The organism is Rhizobium binae (genome assembly GCF_017357225.1).
GTDB lineage: Bacteria > Pseudomonadota > Alphaproteobacteria > Rhizobiales > Rhizobiaceae > Rhizobium > Rhizobium binae.
In genome coordinates this window covers 1,821,758-1,837,787 of sequence record NZ_CP071604.1, presented here as the reverse complement: position 1 = coordinate 1,837,787, position 16,030 = coordinate 1,821,758, and the positions used below count along the sequence as shown (strand labels likewise).

The window sequence follows — 16,030 nt, the reverse complement described above, 5'->3', positions numbered from 1 at the left end:
AGGTTAGTCGGCAAAGTCACTTGCCGGTATCAAAATGAATTGGCTTCGCCGCTGGAATGCCCGCTCACTCGCCTCGCAATTTTTCATCGCGGGCGGCCTGGTCTCGATCGCCGTCATGTTTCTGGTCGGTCTTCTCGTGACCCATCTGATCGAGGAAGCCGTCATTCATAATTCCGGCGCGGCGACGGCGCTTTACGTTGACAGCGTCGTGGCGCCGCTGCTCCCCGACATGCAAACGGAATCGCTGCTCGATGAAGGCAGCGCTCAGGCACTGGACGAGACGCTTGGCCAGGGCGCGCTCGGGAGGCGCCTTATCTCGTTCAAGCTGTGGCGAAGCGACGGCACCATTCTCTATTCGAACGAGAAGGAACTGGTGGGCCAGAAGTTTCCCGTAAGCGACAAGCTGCAGAAGGCATTCGCCGGGTCGCTCATTGCGCGCTACGAGATCCCCAATGACCCGGAAAGCGGCGTCGAGCGCGCGCTCGGCAAACCCTTGATGGAAATCTACAATCCGGTTCTGCAGCCATGGTCCGGCCAGGCGGTCGCCGTGCTCGAATTCTACGAGACGGCAGAAAGTCTGGCCGACAGCCTGGCGCATGCGAGACTGCGGAGCTGGGGGGCGGTCGCAGCTCTCACTGGCGTCTTCTTCCTCGTTCTCTCCGCCCTGGTGTTTCGTGGCAGCCGCACGATCGAAGCGCAGCGCAAGGATCTCAAAGAACGGGTTACGGAATTGTCTGCGCTGCTCGCCGAAAATCGCGGGCTTCAGCGGCGGCTGCAGCGCGCCTCGCAACGGGTGGCGGCACTGAACGAAACATATCTGCGCAGCATCGGCGCCGATCTGCACGACGGGCCGGCACAGCACATCGCCTATGCTTCACTGCGACTCGACAGCGACCTCTTGATCAACGCGTCTACCAGGCCCGAAGCCCGGGAAAAGGAACTTGCCTGGATACGCTCGAGCCTGGCCGAGGCGATGACGGAGATCCGCAACATCTGCAACGGACTGGTGCTCCCGCAGATCGAAAAATCCACGATCACCGAGATCGTGCTGCGGGTCGTCGAAGCGCATCAGCACAAAACCGAAACCCTTGTCGAAACGATCATCAACGAGGATGGACCCGAACTCGCAACTGCCGTAAAGATCTGTATCTATCGCTTCATTCAGGAAGCCCTGAATAACGCCTATCGCCACGGCGGCGGCGTTCAGCAGACCGTAAAAGCCGTGTCGGACAACGGTCATGTTCATGTCGAGGTCAGCGATCGTGGCAATGGTTTCGACCCGGCGGAAGTGAGGCCGGCAAGCCTCGGCCTGGCAGGACTTCGCGAGCGCATCGACAGCCTGGGGGGATCCTTCGAAATCAAGACAGGCGAAGCAGGGACGACGGTGACCATGACCTTCGAGCCTATGGAAGTTGGAGACTAGAGAGATGACTGCAATCACCGTCGGCGTCGTGGACGACCACCCGCTCTTTCGCGAGGGCGTAACGCGCAGCTTGTCGGAGATGAGCGACTTCGTGGTAATTGGCGAAGGCGCCAGCAGCGAAGACGCCGCCATGATCGCTTCGAACAACCGTCCCGACGTCATGCTTCTCGACGTCTCGATGCCCGGCGGCGGATTGGCGGCGATCGGCAACGTCCTCGCGCGGAGCCCGACAACGAAAGTGCTGATGTTGACGGTATCTGAGGAGGTGGACACGCTGCTGGGAGCCCTGCAACAGGGCGCGATGGGCTATGTTCTCAAGGGTGTCGGCTCCCGAGGTCTTGCCGAAGCGATCCAGACCGTCCTCAGCGGAGCGCGATATATCTCTCCGACGATGTCGACAAAGGTCATGGAGAATTCGCTGCATGACGCAGCCTCCGACAAGAACAGCCTGACGCCACGGGAGCGCGAGGTGATGAATCTCGTCGCTCAAGGCCTTTCCAACAAGCATATCGGCTTGCGCCTCAACCTGCAGGAAAAGACCGTAAAGCACCATATGACTCAGATTCTGAGCAAACTCGGCGTCTCAAACAGGACCGAAGCGGCCCTGCAATGGCGCGAACGGCGGTAGCGCCGGGTCGGACCGCGCTAAAGTGGGATTTCGGCCGGGGTCGGCCGAAAATCATCCCGTTCTCATTTAAAGAGTTAGTATGTGTCCTCCGGAAAGCACCCACACTTTTCGGCATCTTGCTCTAGCGAAGGAAGCGGCTCAGCCGGCGGGCGTCGTTGGCTGTCGCCTGACGGCTGATGATCGTCCTGCCTTTCGCGTCCTTCATGACATAGCGGCCGCTGCGCAGGCTTTCGGTGATGCCGTTTGCGTGGCGAACGTTGATCGATCCGTCGGAGTCTTCAGTCGCCTTCGCGCCCACTCCTGTCGACGAGGCGGCTGAAGTGGAAGAGGATTTGCTGGAGTTTCCGCCCGCACTGTTGCCGGAACCACTATGGCTGCTTCCGCCCCCATTGCCGTTGCCGCCACTATTGCCTCCGCCGTTGCCACCGCCATTGCCGCCGCCGCCGTTTCCGCCGCCATTGCCGCTGCCGCCGCCGCTGTTGCCGTTGCCGTTCCCGTTATTGCCGTCTTTTGCCTGCGCATGCTTGAGCGCCAGCTTCGGCAGGGAGCCGTCAAAACCAACAGTCAGAGGTGATGCGGCAGCAACCAGAGCGAAGGCCGCACAACCACCCAATCTCAAAAAATTACGCTTCGAGATTGTCATAGAGATTGTCATGCCGTCGCCTCGTCCATCCGTTCTTCCCAATTCTACGCTTGCTGTACGCGCGCGAATTTTCGCTTTTCCGAAGGTTAAATGCAACCGGACCAAAGGTACCAAGACAGGCAGGACTTTGGTCCGGCAAACTGGCCTACGGTTGAATGAGCCCATATGCGAGCGATGTCATCACAAACGGTGTAGGGGGTATAATTCAACTTCCCTTGCCGAGACGTTACTGCCTGAGGCGCTGACGCGTTTTTCTGGAACTTCTTTCTTCGTCATCGCTTTGATTATCAAAGTGCAACAGAGGAAGCCCCCGATGCCAAATTCCAGCGAATCACCTGCGGTCCAGTCCCTGCGCAAAGAACAGGCGGAGCAACGAAAGCAGGCCCGAAAGGGCGAACTCGACAAAGCGATTGAAGATACGTTTCCGGCGTCCGATCCGGTTTCGATCACCCATACCTCGATACCCGCCGGTCGTAGCGATGTGGAGGCGGCTGAGCGCGTAAAGCGCGAGCCTGATCCCACAGCGGTTGACCAAGAATATCCTATGGTCGACCAGGTCCTGCGCTCGAGTGGGCGAGACCACGAGGAACTGCGTGCACTTCAGAAAGAAGCCGGCCGCATCGCAGAGTCCGCTTCGGAGCTTGCATCCGGAACAGCACGCCTGGCGAAAGCGGAAGCGAAGAGTTTCGTCCAGGAGATCGAGGATCGGATAAGACGGCAGCCGCTGACGGCCGCAGCGATCGTCGCCGGCATCGCTTTTGTCTTCGGCGCGACGCGTTGAGAGATTCGTCATGGCAAGCCAGTGGACCGGCGGCTGCCTTTGCGGATCCTGCCGATACGAATTCGCCGGCGATCCGCCGCATTCGGGATATTGCCATTGCGATATGTGCAAGAAGGCAACCGGCGGTCCTTTCGCCGTGCTCCTCCAGGCCAAGGTCGAAGATCTCCTCTGGACCGCCGGCTCCCCCGCCGTCTATCGGTCCTCGCCCATCGCCACGCGCGGTTTCTGCGGCAATTGCGGGACACCGCTCTATCTCCAATATGACGGCGATGCGCTCATCCGCGTGACCGCCGGGTCGCTCGACAACCCCGAACGGATTCGACCGGCCGGGCATTACGGCGTCGAGAGCCGCCTTGGTTGGGCCGATTGCGGGCACGGGCTTCCAGAGGAGACAACACGGGAGCGTTTATAGATTAGAGCGGGATCGCCTCGGTAGGAGGTTCCATGAAAATCGCAACCTATAACGTCAACGGAATCAATGGGCGCCTGGACATTCTGCTGCGCTGGCTGAAAGAGGATGCCCCTGATGTCGCATGCCTTCAGGAGCTGAAGACCGATGACGGCAGCTTTCCGCGAAAGGCGATCGAACGGGCCGGCTACGGCGCCGTCTGGCACGGACAGAGATCCTGGAACGGGGTCGCCATACTGGCAAAGGGCAAGACGCCGATCCTGACCCGGCGCGGTCTGCCCGGCGATCCCGATGACACCCACAGCCGCTATGTCGAAGCTGCCGTCGATGGCATGCTGATCGGATGCCTGTATCTGCCGAACGGCAATCCCTTTCCCAGCGCCAAGTTCGAGTACAAGCTTCGCTGGTTCCGCCGCCTGCACGCCTACGCCGCCTCACTCCTCGAGATCGAGGTGCCGTCGATCCTGGCCGGTGATTTCAACGTCATGCCGACGGAGATCGACGTCTACAAGCCGGAACGCTGGCGAGACGACGCGCTTTTCCGGCCGGAAGTGCGCAAGGCCTATGCTCGACTCGTGGCCCAGGGCTGGACGGATGCCGTCAGGCATCTGCATCCGGGAGAGCGCATCTACACCTTCTGGAAATACTGGCGGCACAGTTTCGAGCGCGACGCCGGGCTGCGGATCGACCACCTGCTGCTCAGCCCGACGGTTGCTCCGTGGCTTCGATCGGCAGCCGTCCGGCGAAATCCACGCGGCTGGGAGCATACCAGCGACCATGCGCCCGTCGTGATCGAACTCGACGTTCCCGGAGCTGAAGCCGTGTAAGCCGCGGTGGCATCGATCGCAGCCGAGCCAGGGAACCGGCGATGCCGACCGGAGTTAGCTAGCCTGTGAAGGAGATTGTCCACCAGCGCAGCCGCCCGCCGGCATGGACAGCAGCCGCGAGGCGGGCGGCTTGTGCTGGTGGACTCCGATCCGGAGACAGCCGCGGCCAACCAGAAGGACCACATCGGCCCCTCTCCAAATGGAAGTGACCGCCATGGACCAAAGCAAGAACTATCTCAACACCGACGAAATACCGGCCGACGACCAGCTGTCGCCGAGGCCGGGCGAAGGAAAGGATCCGCCAAGGCGCGTGTGCAAAAGCGAGGAAGCCGTGGCTGAAGGCTCCGACGATACCGAGCGCGTCCGTGTCCCACCACCGGTTGCCAATCCCGACTGATTGCGATTATGGCATCGTCCTATTCGCCGGCGCCGAGATCATAGATGCGGCCCGTCAGCCAGTCGGGCCAGTCCCGCTCGAAAAAGGATTTCACGCGTTCATCCAGATTGCGGTTCGGCCGGGTCGAAAGCCTGATCTCATCGGCGTCGAGGCGAACGACGATCTGCTCGTTGCGATGGGCTTCGCGCTCCCTCCGGAAGCGATAGTCCTGCAACGGACCAGAGCTTGCCAGCGGAAGGGATTCGCCGTCGGCATCGCAGATCGCGCGTGCTCCGCGGCTGCCGCCGCCATTGCGAATGAAGAAGTCGAGCGCGCTGAGCACTGCTTCCGAAGCGATCGCCATGTGCCGCCATTGCACTCCTCGGACCGCTTCCGCCGCACGACCATAAGCGACGCCGCTGGCGCGAATTTCGGCATTCAGTTTGCGGGCCTCGATCAAGGCCTGGCCGACGCTCTCCTGATCGCAGATGATGCCGGCTTTGTCGCTCATTCGCGCCTGTACTGCCGAGCGGATGGCTTTGACGCTGAGCGGGCTTTCAGCTCGCAGGGCGGCAAGGAGATCGGCGATACCCGCCTCCGCGGCCCCCGGTATGCTCTCGGGGGCGGCCCGTTTTCCCCTGCCGCTGGCGCCGATGTGTTCGGCCACCCTGGTGCCGAAGACCTGTCCGGCATTCAGCGCCGCTCCACCAGGCCTTGTTACCCCATGAGTGCCCGCGGCTTCGCCGACCGCGTAACAGCCTGGAAGGTTGCTGCGGCCCCAGATGTCGACCATGATGCCGCCGTTCATGTGCTGATTGTTGACCGCGAATTCCAGCGGCTCTGCGGCAATGTCGATCTTGTAGCGGCGATAAAGCTCGATCGCGAGCGGGTTCATGTGCTTCAACCGGTCGATCGGCATTTCCTGATCGGCACCGGCCTTGCCGAGATACAGGCGAACGTCTTCATCCAGTCGCTCCAGGCTGAACGGCAGGTCGCCGGGCATGGGTAACGGATTGCGGTTGAAGTCCATGAAGACGCGCCGGCCGGCGGCGGTTTCACGGTAAATGGCAAGATCCACCAGGCTCGAGCCGAAATCGAGCATGCGCGTCGCGTGAAATGGCCATTGATACCCCTTGCGGAAGATGTTCGACGCCAGCTCCTGCGTACTGCGGTAATAGTCTGCCAGGAAATGGTGTTCGACGCCTCTCGCATCGACCGAATAGATATGCGGCACAGCCTGGACATAGGTGCCGGAGAGATTCCACGGAAATCCTTCCCGGCGCGTTCCGATGCCGAACTGGCTTTCGGTCAGGTTGACGAGCTCGACGCCTGCCTCGAGCGCCAGCCCGAGGGAGCCGAAGCAGCCATTGGGATAGACGCTGTCGCGATAGAGCTCGCCCGGCCCGCCGGCCGCGAGCACGATCACGCCGCTGAGGAACAGCGTAATGCCGAGCGGGTTCTCCTGCGTGCGATTGCCGGCGCGCATGGCCAAGATGCCGACGACATGGCGATCCGCTCCCTCACCCTCGGTGAGGATTTTGACGGCGGTGGTCTGGTTGTAGAACGCCACACCGAGACGGAGCACCTCCTCGGCCAGCACCTTGACCATCAGGCGCGAGGTGCGCGGGCCGCAGCTGGTGGCGCGGCCGACTTCGTCATGATCGGTCTGATATCGCAGCGTTCCGCCAAGCGAATCCTGCGGCAGCGGCAAGCCAATGAATTGCAGCGATGCCATCATCCGCGACGAGCCCACGGCCTCGACATAGGCGGTGTCCTCGTCCATGGCGCCGCCGCTGCGGATGGCGCGGGCCATCGCTTTGTAATTGTCGCCCTGATCCGCCGTGTTCGCCGTGTGCAGGGTCTGCTTGTCCGAACCGGAACAGGCCGAGGTTCCGCCCCAGGCGCTTTGACTGACGATGACGACATCATCGCCGCGCCGCTTCATTTCCACAGCCGCACGCAGACCCGCCGCGCCGGATCCGACGACGACACAGCCGGCTCGATACATCGGCACTTCGACACCGGCGAGCCGGGCCATTGCCGAGGGACCGGCCTCAGGCGGAAGCCTGGGCATATCGACATCGGTCAGCGCATCGAGAATTTCCTGCGGGACGTCTATGGTCATCGGCGTTATCCGAACGGGATGTCGACCCAGCGCTTCTGCCGGGAAGACTCCATGCACGCATCGACGATCTGGCAGATGTGGTGCCCGGTATCGAATGTCGGCCACATCGGTTTGTTTGAGACGATCGAGCGGATCACCTCAGCGACCTCGATGATCTTGCTTTCATTATAGCCGATGCCGAAATTCGGCAGAGGCAGGAAAGCGCGGAAGGTGGGGTTTTCCGGCCCCACGTCGATCTCGCGAAAACCCCGCCGCCCCGTCCGGTCGTCATTGGAATAAAAACGCAGCCGGTTTATCTCATCGTAAGTATAGGCGATGCTGCCTTTCGTTCCGTAGATTTCGTAGGTCTGCATGAATTTTCGGCCGGTCGCGACGCGGCTGAAATCGACGATGCCGCCGGCGCCGTTGGCAAACCGGCACAACAGGTTCGTCGCGTCCGGGTTAGTGATGTCGGCCCAGGATTCGTTGCCTGTCAGTTTTACCTCCTCGCCATAGGCAAGGCCCTCGACGACGGGCCGGCGCGGCGTAACGATGAGATTGTCGGCAATCAGGGAACTGACGCGGCCGACCAGGAAATCCATGAAGCTGAAGATATGCGAGCCGGTGTCGCCGACAATCCCCGTCGGCGCCAGCTTGCCATCGGCGCGCCACATGAAGGGGGCCATGGGATCGCCATACATGTCGACGTGCTGGCAGCCGCGAAACAGCTTGATCTCGCCGATTTCACCTGAATCGATGATGTCTTTCGCCAGATCATGGACGGGGTTTCGGGGAAACGCATGCCCGACACGCGTAATCACGCCTTTTTCTCTGGCGATGTCGGCAAGCTCCCGCGCCTCGTCAGCGGTATTTGCCAAGGGCTTCTCGCAATAGACATGCTTGCCGGCGAGCAAGGCCGCCTTGGCCACGGGATAATGAAGATGGTCAGGCAGGCAGATATCGATCAGGTCGACGTCGGGATCGGCAACGGCCGGATGCCAATCCTGAAGGATCCTTGCACCGGGCGCCCGGTTGGCAAGATTCTCGGCGACGCTCGGATTGCCGTCGACAAGCGTCACGATCCGCGCCGTTCCATCCGACACGCCGAAGAAGTGTGGAAAGGTCTGATAGGCCATGGTGTGGACCTTTCCCATCCAGCCCGAGGCGCCAAGCACTGCAACCCTCACTTCAGACATTGTCGTTACTCCTCTCGAAAGGGCCTACTGGATTTCCGCACGGGCTCTCGGCCTCGTATCGTTGCGTTCGTAGGCGAAGATGGCGGAAGGCAGCGGCGGCAGGCCTCGGATGAGATCTGAACCCTTTTCGCCGACCATGATCGTAGGCGCATTGGTATTGCATGACGGCACGCGGGGCATGACTGAGGAGTCGCAGACCCTGAGGCCTTCCAACCCGTGCACCTTGAGATCGAGCCCAACAACGGCCTCCGGCCCAGTTCCCATCTTGCAGGCGCCGACGGGATGATGATCGGTCTTGGCGTTGGCGCAGCCATAGTCGAAAAGCTGCTCGTCGGTCATGACCTTCGGCCCAGGAAGCCTTTCGGCCATGACATAGGGCTTCAGCGCCGCCTGCTGCATGATCTCGCGGGCGATCTTGAGCCCCTCCAGCGACATCTTCCTGTCGTGCGGATCGGACCAGTAGTTGGGATCGATCAAGGGTGCCGCAGCCGGGTCGGCGGATGACAGACGCACCGTCCCTCGCGAGCGCGGATGCAGATAGGCGGAGTTGAGCGTCACGCCTGCATTCTTCAGCCGCTCGACGCCGGCTTCGATGCCTGATCCCAAGCCGAGATGGAACTGGATATCGGGAGACCGCGCTTCAGGATCGGCATACCAGAATCCACCGGTCTCGAAGAGTGACGAGGCGACCGGGCCGGTGCGGAACAGGACATATTGAACCCCGGCCCAGAGCGTGCGATGCAGCTTCGCGACGCCGTCATAGGTATGATCGCCGGTACATTCGGCGATGACGAAAAGATCCAGATGATCCTGGAGGTTGCCGCCGACTCCGGGCAGATCGTGCTTCACCTTGACGCCCACCGATTTGAGGTGATCGGCCGGCCCGATGCCGGACTGCAGAAGCAGCTTCGGCGATCCGATCGCGCCTGACGACACCAGGACCTCACGTTCGGCGCGGGCGATTTCCAAGCCGCGCGCGGTCGCGATCTCGACGCCAGTCGCTCGGCCTCCTTCGACGATGATCCGCGCGACGCGCGCACCCGTCCGGACGGTCAGGTTCTTCCTGTCCCTGATCGGCGAGAGATAGGCAAGAGAGGCCGAGGATCGGCGGCGGTTGCGCTGGGTAAGCTGGTAAAATCCGACGCCGGCCTGCTGGCGGCCGTTGAAATCGTGATTATAGGGAATGCCGAGCTCCTGCCCTGCGCGGATATAGGCGTCGCAGATCGGCAGAGGCGCAGCCGGCATCGAGACCCCCAGCGGACCGCCATAGGCGTGGTAGTCGTCGGCGAAGCGCTGGTTGTCCTCCGCCCGTTTGAAATAGGGAAGGATCGAGCGATAGTCCCAGCCCTCGCAGCCGTCTTCATTGGCCCAGAGATCGTAGTCGGCCGCGTTTCCGCGCGTGTAGAGCTGAGCGTTGATGGAGGAGCCGCCGCCGATGACCTTCGCCTGGGTGTAGCGAAGCACCCTGCCCTTCATGTGCTTCTGCGGAACGGTCTGCCATCCCCAGCTGGCCACACCCTTGGTCATCTTGGCAAAACCGGCGGGCATGTGAAAAAGAGGATTCCAATCGCCTCCGCCCGCTTCGAGAAGCAGTACTTTGACATCGGGATCTTCGCTGAGCCGGCTTGCCAGGACGCAGCCTGCAGGACCGGCACCGGTGATGATATAATCGAATCCCATTTACTCTGTCCTATATGAGGCCGGCATCCGCCAACGGATCCGCCCGTGTCTGCAAGTCCTTCGATGCGATGTGATCTGCAACTCTCAGCGCCTGACTGGCGACGGTCAGCGCCGGATTGACCGCAGCCGACGTGGGCAGGAAGCCGGCGTCGACGACGAAGAGGTTTTCATGATCGTAGGACCGGCAATAGGGATCGAGCGGTGCCGTCGCAGGGTCGGTGCCCATCCTGATCGTCCCGCACTGATGGGACGGTGTGCGCTTGTCGAACGGCCGCGACAGCACGATCGGAAACCCGATCGATTTCAGGATCGCCTCGAGCTTGGCGACAAGCGCCAGATGGGCGTCCCAGTTGGTTCGCTGCCATTGCAGAATAATCCGATCTCCATCGACCATGACGCGGCTTTCGGGATTGGGCACGTCTTCGCTCATCGCATAGAAGTCGATGGCGTGGCCGGTGATGAATCGCAGAAGCCATTCCGGAGCCTGCGGCAGAGAGCCCTTCAGGACCCTCTCGGAGATGCGCCCCAAGAGCTGCACATTGCCGAGCGGCGGACCGCCCTCCCCGTCGGAAAGATAGAAATCGTTGAAGGCAAAAGTCTTCTGGTAGACGGCGGTGTTCCTGAACCGCGGCGAAACACCGATCACAGCTGAGGCGTTGTGGTTCATGAAGTTGCGGCCCACCTGATCGGAAGAGTTGGCGAGGCCCTTGGGGAAGCGGTCGTTTTTCGACCGCAGCAAAAGTGCCGCCGATTGGACCGCCCCGGCCGAGAGGATGACGATCTCAGGCGAGACAGTCAGCACCTCACCGTCCCTGATATAGGTGACCCGGTCGATCCGGCTCCCGGCTCCGGTGTCGAGCCGTGTCACCCGCGCATTGGTTTCGAGCCGCACGTTCTTATGTCTCAGCGCCACCGCAAGCGCTGCCGTCTCGGCATCCATCTTGCCGTCGCGGGCATTCGGATGGGCATCCCAAGGCGTGCGCGCCTTGGACAGCCAGGCGTCAAGATCGAGACCGAGCGGCAGGGAGAACGGATGCAGGCCTTTCGCCTTGAGGCGGGCCCTGACATCGGCGATCGGCGCCTCGTCGGGCACAGGCGGGAATTCGTAGGCAGTCGAGTGATAGGGTTCGGTCGGATCGTCGCCGAGACTGCCGCGGACCTGATACATCCGCTCCGCCTTCGAGTACCAGGGCTCCAGCTCCTCATAAGGAAAGGGCCAGGCCGGCGACACGCCTTCGCGGTGTTTGATGACGCCGAAATCTTGCTTGCGGTAGCGCGACAAGACGGCGCCGTAGAATTTTGAATTGCCGCCGACATTGTAATAGTTGCCGGGATTGAAGCCCTTGCCGTTCGCCTCGTACCAGATCTCTTTCGGGCGGAAATGCCCCCGCTGGAAGATGGCGCGCTGGTCGCGATTGACCGGAAGATCCGGAATGTGGTCGCCTGCTTCGAGGATCAGTATGTCAGCGCCGGTCGCGGCCAGGCCGGCAGCGACGGTGGCGCCGCCGACGCCTGAGCCGATGATGACGATGTCTGGTGAACTGCTCATCCTAGCCTCTGGTCATCACGCGATGCGCATCTGGCTGTCGGGATCGAAGAAGACGGCCTTGTCGAGATTGAAGGCGAGGCGTGTGTTCTGGCCTGGAGCGATGCCGGCATCGGCGCGCAGGCGGGCGACGACGGATTTGCCGCCGAGCTTGGTGACGGCGAAGGTGTCGGAGCCGGCCGGCTCGACGACCTCGATCAGGCAATCGTCCTCGGTCAGCGAGCGCGCCTTGCGGTCGGCACCGTCAGGGTCGGTCAAGGCCTCGGGGCGGATGCCGAAGATCACCTGCCTGCCGGCATAGGCGGAGAGACCGTTGGCGCCGGCAACGACCGGCAATCGCAGCGGCGCGCCGTTCGGCCGCTCCAGCGACACGGCAAGCCCTGAGGCGCCATTCTCGACGGTGGCGGCAAGCAGGTTCATCGCCGGCGATCCCATGAAGTCGGCGACGAAGAGATTGGCGGGGCTGTTATAGATCTCGGCCGGCGTGCCGAACTGCTGCAGCACCCCGTCCTTGAGCACGGCGATCTTGGTCGCCAGCGTCATCGCCTCGATCTGGTCGTGGGTAACATAGACGAAGGTGGTGCCCATGCGCTGGTGCAGCCGCTTGATCTCGGTGCGCATGTCGACGCGCAGCTTGGCGTCGAGATTGGACAAGGGCTCGTCGAACAGGAAGACCTGCGGATTGCGCACCAGAGCCCGGCCCATGGCGACGCGCTGGCGCTGGCCGCCCGACAACTGGCTTGGCTTGCGGTCGAGCAGATGGCCGATCTGCAGCATGTCGGAGACCTGCTTGATCGCCTTGGCCCGCTCCTCCTTCGGCACGCCGCGGATCTCCATGCCGAAGGCAATGTTGCCCGCCACCGTCATGTTCGGATAGAGCGCATAGGACTGGAACACCATGGCGATGTCGCGCTTGGACGGGTGCAGACCGTTGATGGCGCGGCCGTCGATCCGGATATCGCCGGAGGTGATCGTCTCCAGCCCGGCAATGGTGTTGAGCAGGGTCGACTTGCCGCAGCCGGACGGGCCGACCAGCACCAGGAAGCCGCCCTTTTCGAGTTCGAGATCGATGCCCTTGAGGATGTCGACGGCGCCGAAGCGTTTTCTAAGACCGGAGATTTCGAGGAAGGCCATGACTTACCCTTTGACTGCGCCCGCCATCAGACCGCGCACGAAGTAGCGGCCGGCGAGGATATAGACGATGAGCGTCGGCACGGCCGCGATCATCGCCGCCGCCATGTTGACATTGTATTCGACCACCCCGGTCGAGGTGTTGACGACATTGTTGAGCGCCACCGTCATCGGCATGGAGTCGCCGGTGCCGGCATAGGCCGAGGCAAACAGGAAGTCGTTCCAGATGTTGGTGAACTGGTAGATGACGGTGACGACGATGATCGGCAGCGAGTTCGGCAGCATGATGCGGCGGAAGATCTGGAAGAAGCTGGCGCCGTCGACCTGGGCGGCCCGGACCAGCTCGGTCGGGAAGGCCTCGTAGAAATTGCGGAAGAACAGCGTCGTGAAGCCCAAGCCATAGACGACATGGACGAAGACCAGGTTGACCGTCGAATTGCCGAAGCCGAAGGAAAAGCCGGTGGCGTTCTGCAGGGTGACGCCGAAGCGGCCGAGCGAGCCGAGGATGGTCGCCATCGGCAGCAGCACCGACTGGAACGGGATGAAGCAGGCAAACAGCATCAGCCCGAACACCAGCGTATGGCCGGGAAAGCGCCACTTGGTCAGGATATAGCCGTTCAGCGCTCCCATGATGGTGGAGATGGCCACCGCCGGCACCACCATCTTGATCGAGTTCCAGAAGTAGCCCTTGATGCCGGCGCAGGTCAGCCCGACGCAGGCCTCGCCCCAGGCCTTGATCCAGGGATCGAAGGTCGGGGCCTCAGGCAGCGCCAGCATGTTGCCGCCCTGGATCTCGTCCATCGTCTTGAACGAGGTCACGAGCATGACGAAGAGCGGCATCAGGTAGAGGATGGCGAAGATCACCAGCAGGCCGTAGATGACCAGCCGGCCGATCCAGCGGGTGTTGTTGGAATGGGAGGGAGAGGAAGCCGAGATGCTCATCGCGCCTTCTCCTTCAGTTCGGAATAGAGATAGGGAACGATGATCGCCGAGATCGTCATCAGCATGATGATGGCGCTGGCCGAGCCGACGGCCATCTCATTGCGCTTGAAGGTGTATTCATACATGAAGTTGGACGGCAGCCAGGCCGAGCCGCCCGGCCCGCCTGAGGTCAGCGCCACCACCAGGTCGTAGGACTTGATCGCCATATGGGCGAGCACGATGAAGGCGGAGAGAAAGATCGGCCGTAAGAGCGGAATGACGATGCGGCGATAAAGCTGCAAGGGCGAGGCGCCGTCGATCTGCGCCGCCTTCATGATCTCGCCGTCGATGCCGCGCAGACCCGCCAGGAACATCGCCATGACGAAGCCCGACGCCTGCCAGACGCCGGCGATGACGACGGTATAGATGACGAAGTCCTTGTTCTTGATCCAGTCGAAGTGGAAGCTCGTCCAGCCGAAGTGGTGCAGCGTCTGCTCGAGCCCGAGGCCGGGATCGAGGAACCACTTCCAGGCAACGCCTGTGACGATGAAGGAAAGCGCCATCGGATAGAGGAAGATCGGCCTGAGCAGCCCCTCGCCGCGGATCTTCTGGTCGAGCAGGATGGCGAGCAGCAGGCCGAGTGCCAGGCAGATGCCGACATAGAGGAAGCCGAAGATCGCCATGTTGGTGATCGAGGTGTACCAGGAGGATGGCGGATCGCTCTCGAAGGTCCAGCGCCACAGCCGCTGATAGGCGCGTGGCCCCGTCAGCGCATAGGACGGGAAGGTCTTGGAATTGGTAAAGGACAGATAGGCCGTCCAGACGATGAAGCCGTAGACGAAGACCAGGGTGATGACGAAGCTCGGCGCCAGCACGATCTTCGGCAGCGCATCCTGCAGCCGGCCCCGCAGCGAGATCGGCGTCGCTTGCCCGGGGGTCAGAACCGGATCGGTGGTGGCAACTGTGCTCATGGATATCGTCTCCCTCCTGCATCATCGGCCCGGCATGATCGAGCCCGCATGATGATCCGCGCATGGTCGGCGCGGAGCTTGAAGCTTCCCCGCGAGAACGCGCGGGGAAGCATTTGTCATCGACAGCCTCAGCGGGCGTCGTCGATCGCCTGGACGAGCTGCTTGACGGCTTCGTCGGAGCTTTTGATCTGGCCGTGGACGAACTTCGAGACGACGTCCTTATAGGCATTGGCAATCGCCGGAGGCGCGCCATAACCCTGGGCGAGCGAACCAAACAGCGTGCCGCCCTCATTGGCCGCCTTCAGGTCGGCGATGCCCTTCTTGCCGCAGGCGTCGAAGTCGGTGTCGGGGACGTCGGTACGGGCCGGCACCGAACCCTTGACGACGTTGAAGGCCGACTGGAAGCTCTTCGACAGCGTTGCCGTTGCCAGCGCCACCTGCGCTGCCTTGCGGTCGTCGGGGACGTTGAACATGCCGAACATGTCGGAGTTGTAGATGACGCTGCCGTCGGTGCCGGGGAAGCGGTAGCACAGGAAGTCCTTGTCCGGGGTCTTCTTGGCGGCGACGAATTCGCCCTTGGCCCAGTCACCCATCACCTGCACCAGCGCATCGCCCTTGATGACCATGGCGGTCGCCAGGTTCCAGTCGCGGCCGGAGAAGTTCGGATCGACGTATTGGACGATCTTCGCCAGGTTGTCGAAGGACTTCTTCATCGTGTCCGACTTCAGCGCTTCCTCGTCGAGGTCGTTGAAGGCCTTCTTGTAGAATTCCGGGCCGCCGGTCGACAGCACGATGGAATCGAACATCGTCGCTTCCTGCCAGTTCTGGCCGCCGAGCGCCAAGGGAATGACACCGGCCGCCTTCGCCTTGTCGAGCAGCGCCATCAGATCGTCGAAGCTCTTCGGCTGGCTGCCGCCGATCTTGTCCATCACCGCCTTGTTGATCCACAGCCAGTTGACCGAGTGGACATTGACGGGAGCTGCGACCCACTTGCCGTCATAGACCGAGAACTTCTGCAAGGCCGCCGGCACCGACTTGTCCCAGCCTTCCTTCTTGGCCGTCTCCGTCAGGTCGCCCATGACGCCGGCCTGGGCATAATCGAGCACGGTGTAACCCAGCATCTGCGAGGCCGTCGGATAAGTGCCCGCCGCCACCATCGCCTTCAGCGCCGTCATCGCCGCATCACCGCCGCCGCCGGCAACCGGAACGTCCTTCCAGGCAAAACCTTCCTTCGCAAGATCCTCCTTCAACACGTTCAAAGCCGCAGCCTCGCCGCCAGACGTCCACCAGTGCAGCATCTGCACTTCCTTGACGTCGGCTGCGTGGGCGGAGGCATGAGCGCCCGCCAGAGCCAATGCGATCATTGCGGTCGTGGTCAAAAACTTGTTCATCGA

At 62.0% G+C, this 16,030-nt stretch carries 15 protein-coding genes; 6 read left to right on the top strand and 9 right to left on the bottom strand.

Features of this window, described 5'->3' with window-relative positions; all coding sequences use genetic code 11:
• Positions 1–34: 34 nt before the first annotated feature.
• Positions 35–1,423 carry a sensor histidine kinase gene (locus J2J99_RS08910; protein WP_168302070.1) on the top strand — a complete coding sequence of 463 codons (1,389 nt, stop codon included), beginning with the start codon at positions 35–37 and terminating at the stop codon, positions 1,421–1,423.
• Between the two features lie 4 nt (positions 1,424–1,427).
• A complete protein-coding gene (locus J2J99_RS08905; RefSeq protein ID WP_168302069.1) occupies positions 1,428–2,051 on the top strand; it encodes a response regulator in 624 nt (207 codons plus the stop codon).
• A gap of 121 nt (positions 2,052–2,172) precedes the next feature.
• On the opposite strand, the gene J2J99_RS08900 is transcribed toward J2J99_RS08905, so the two are convergent.
• Entirely contained in the window at positions 2,173–2,694 is a 522-nt protein-coding gene (locus tag J2J99_RS08900; protein ID WP_168302068.1) for a hypothetical protein, read from the bottom strand.
• A gap of 313 nt (positions 2,695–3,007) precedes the next feature.
• Here J2J99_RS08900 and J2J99_RS08895 point away from each other — a divergent pair, with 313 nt between their 5' ends.
• The 4 genes from J2J99_RS08895 (at position 3,008) to J2J99_RS08880 (ending at position 5,108) form a co-directional block, all read left to right on the top strand.
• Complete coding sequence (locus tag J2J99_RS08895; protein WP_168302089.1) at positions 3,008–3,475, top strand: hypothetical protein; 468 nt, start codon at positions 3,008–3,010, stop codon at positions 3,473–3,475.
• Between the two features lie 10 nt (positions 3,476–3,485).
• Positions 3,486–3,887 (top strand): GFA family protein, encoded by a 402-nt coding sequence (locus J2J99_RS08890; RefSeq protein ID WP_168302067.1) that lies wholly within the window; start codon positions 3,486–3,488, stop codon positions 3,885–3,887.
• A gap of 32 nt (positions 3,888–3,919) precedes the next feature.
• A complete protein-coding gene (gene xth, locus J2J99_RS08885; protein ID WP_168302066.1) occupies positions 3,920–4,711 on the top strand; it encodes an exodeoxyribonuclease III in 792 nt (263 codons plus the stop codon).
• A gap of 214 nt (positions 4,712–4,925) precedes the next feature.
• Positions 4,926–5,108, top strand: a complete 183-nt coding sequence (locus tag J2J99_RS08880) for a hypothetical protein (RefSeq protein ID WP_168302065.1) — start codon at positions 4,926–4,928, stop codon at positions 5,106–5,108.
• Between the two features lie 19 nt (positions 5,109–5,127).
• Here the strand turns inward: J2J99_RS08880 and J2J99_RS08875 are convergent, their stop codons facing one another.
• The 8 genes from J2J99_RS08875 to J2J99_RS08840 all read right to left on the bottom strand — a co-directional run bounded on the left by J2J99_RS08875 (position 5,128) and on the right by J2J99_RS08840 (position 16,027).
• Positions 5,128–7,212, bottom strand: coding sequence for an FAD-dependent oxidoreductase (locus J2J99_RS08875; protein ID WP_168302064.1), 2,085 nt, complete (start codon positions 7,210–7,212; stop codon positions 5,128–5,130).
• Positions 7,213–7,217: 5 nt separating this feature from the next.
• On the bottom strand, positions 7,218–8,387 hold the full coding sequence (locus J2J99_RS08870; RefSeq protein ID WP_168302063.1) for a Gfo/Idh/MocA family protein: 1,170 nt from the start codon (positions 8,385–8,387) through the stop codon (positions 7,218–7,220).
• Positions 8,388–8,411: 24 nt separating this feature from the next.
• Complete coding sequence (locus J2J99_RS08865) at positions 8,412–10,067, bottom strand: GMC family oxidoreductase (protein WP_168302062.1); 1,656 nt, start codon at positions 10,065–10,067, stop codon at positions 8,412–8,414.
• 10 nt (positions 10,068–10,077) lie between these two features.
• Positions 10,078–11,616, bottom strand: a complete 1,539-nt coding sequence (locus J2J99_RS08860; protein ID WP_168302061.1) for a GMC oxidoreductase — start codon at positions 11,614–11,616, stop codon at positions 10,078–10,080.
• Positions 11,617–11,631: 15 nt separating this feature from the next.
• On the bottom strand, positions 11,632–12,747 hold the full coding sequence (locus J2J99_RS08855; protein ID WP_207600937.1) for an ABC transporter ATP-binding protein: 1,116 nt from the start codon (positions 12,745–12,747) through the stop codon (positions 11,632–11,634).
• A 3-nt stretch (positions 12,748–12,750) separates the two neighbouring features.
• On the bottom strand, positions 12,751–13,686 hold the full coding sequence (locus tag J2J99_RS08850) for a carbohydrate ABC transporter permease (protein ID WP_168301479.1): 936 nt from the start codon (positions 13,684–13,686) through the stop codon (positions 12,751–12,753).
• On the bottom strand, positions 13,683–14,636 hold the full coding sequence (locus J2J99_RS08845) for a carbohydrate ABC transporter permease (protein ID WP_168301480.1): 954 nt from the start codon (positions 14,634–14,636) through the stop codon (positions 13,683–13,685). Before J2J99_RS08845 ends, J2J99_RS08850 begins: the two co-directional genes overlap by 4 nt.
• Positions 14,637–14,764: 128 nt before the next feature.
• On the bottom strand, positions 14,765–16,027 hold the full coding sequence (locus tag J2J99_RS08840) for an ABC transporter substrate-binding protein (protein WP_207600959.1): 1,263 nt from the start codon (positions 16,025–16,027) through the stop codon (positions 14,765–14,767).
• Positions 16,028–16,030 lie beyond the last annotated feature (3 nt).

What these genes read in the sequence shown, in the direction of transcription:
- J2J99_RS08860 (WP_168302061.1), bottom strand. Translation starts at nt 11,616, where the DNA reads ATGAGCAGTTCACCAGACATCGTCATCATCGGCTCAGGCGTCGGCGGC.
- xth (WP_168302066.1), top strand. Translation starts at nt 3,920, where the DNA reads ATGAAAATCGCAACCTATAACGTCAACGGAATCAATGGGCGCCTGGAC.
- J2J99_RS08850 (WP_168301479.1), bottom strand. Translation starts at nt 13,686, where the DNA reads ATGAGCATCTCGGCTTCCTCTCCCTCCCATTCCAACAACACCCGCTGG.
- J2J99_RS08865 (WP_168302062.1), bottom strand. Translation starts at nt 10,067, where the DNA reads ATGGGATTCGATTATATCATCACCGGTGCCGGTCCTGCAGGCTGCGTC.
- J2J99_RS08870 (WP_168302063.1), bottom strand. Translation starts at nt 8,387, where the DNA reads ATGTCTGAAGTGAGGGTTGCAGTGCTTGGCGCCTCGGGCTGGATGGGA.
- J2J99_RS08880 (WP_168302065.1), top strand. Translation starts at nt 4,926, where the DNA reads ATGGACCAAAGCAAGAACTATCTCAACACCGACGAAATACCGGCCGAC.
- J2J99_RS08895 (WP_168302089.1), top strand. Translation starts at nt 3,008, where the DNA reads ATGCCAAATTCCAGCGAATCACCTGCGGTCCAGTCCCTGCGCAAAGAA.
- J2J99_RS08840 (WP_207600959.1), bottom strand. Translation starts at nt 16,027, where the DNA reads ATGAACAAGTTTTTGACCACGACCGCAATGATCGCATTGGCTCTGGCG.
- J2J99_RS08855 (WP_207600937.1), bottom strand. Translation starts at nt 12,747, where the DNA reads ATGGCCTTCCTCGAAATCTCCGGTCTTAGAAAACGCTTCGGCGCCGTC.
- J2J99_RS08875 (WP_168302064.1), bottom strand. Translation starts at nt 7,212, where the DNA reads ATGACCATAGACGTCCCGCAGGAAATTCTCGATGCGCTGACCGATGTC.
- J2J99_RS08900 (WP_168302068.1), bottom strand. Translation starts at nt 2,694, where the DNA reads ATGACAATCTCGAAGCGTAATTTTTTGAGATTGGGTGGTTGTGCGGCC.
- J2J99_RS08910 (WP_168302070.1), top strand. Translation starts at nt 35, where the DNA reads ATGAATTGGCTTCGCCGCTGGAATGCCCGCTCACTCGCCTCGCAATTT.
- J2J99_RS08845 (WP_168301480.1), bottom strand. Translation starts at nt 14,636, where the DNA reads ATGAGCACAGTTGCCACCACCGATCCGGTTCTGACCCCCGGGCAAGCG.
- J2J99_RS08890 (WP_168302067.1), top strand. Translation starts at nt 3,486, where the DNA reads ATGGCAAGCCAGTGGACCGGCGGCTGCCTTTGCGGATCCTGCCGATAC.
- J2J99_RS08905 (WP_168302069.1), top strand. Translation starts at nt 1,428, where the DNA reads ATGACTGCAATCACCGTCGGCGTCGTGGACGACCACCCGCTCTTTCGC.